At 36.2% G+C, this 790-nt stretch carries 1 protein-coding gene; it reads right to left on the reverse strand.

Annotated elements, in window-relative coordinates; genetic code table 11:
* Positions 1–115 precede the first annotated feature (115 nt).
* Positions 116–511 (reverse strand): hypothetical protein, encoded by a 396-nt coding sequence (locus H5118_RS20385; protein WP_182749993.1) that lies wholly within the window; start codon positions 509–511, stop codon positions 116–118.
* Positions 512–790: the final 279 nt, after the last annotated feature.

The raw sequence follows: 790 nt of genomic DNA on the forward strand, positions 1-790 counted from the left end.
CGGTTTAAATATGCCACATATAATAAATGAGTTAATAAGCTAGTTCTTATTTGTGGTGACTGACAATTTTAATTGTAGAACTAAGATATTGTGCTTATAAAGTTTAATCGGAAAGTTACTTCCCAGTCCATGTATTGTCATTTTGATATTGACCAGAGCAAGCGCTGTTATATGCAAGTTGGTCCGTAGACTTATCTCGACAGCACCAGACTAGGTTGTAGTTGCCATCATAAAACTGGTCCCATGCATAACCAGAAGAATAGTTATTTGACCCGCCAGCTCCTGCCGCAGCAACAGCTAAAACGACAACACCTAACGCAACGACAGCAGCAACAATGCCTTGAGCGATTTCTTTTCTGTCTTGTGCAGCTAATATCTCACATTTGTATTGAGTGAGTGTTCTATATTTAACTTCTCTGTTAAGTGCGTAGATATACTTCGCTTCATCAGTATTTTCGGCTGTATAAGTTTTAGCGAGGATATCTTTATCATTAAGGTAGTTTCGGCACACTTGGGCATCTGTTAATTCAGAGTCACCGGCAATGATGGCGTGTCTAGAGGCTGAACAGTCTGTAATAAGGCTAAGTATTAGAAAAGATGCATAGTGTTTTTAACTAAAGTCATTAGTAAATTATTCCATAATTAAAATAAGCTTTGAGTAAGCTCATAATTCCTTTGTGAAATTTTAACAAGCCGATGGTGATTTTACTAATTGTTATTAAAGGGATTTTTCATCTTTAAGTCTAAAGCATGCTTATATCAGCTCTAATTAAACTATCGTCTCACAAAA

It is taken from the genome of Pseudoalteromonas sp. SR41-1, assembly GCF_014164015.1.
Taxonomy (GTDB): Bacteria; Pseudomonadota; Gammaproteobacteria; order Enterobacterales; family Alteromonadaceae; genus Pseudoalteromonas; species Pseudoalteromonas distincta.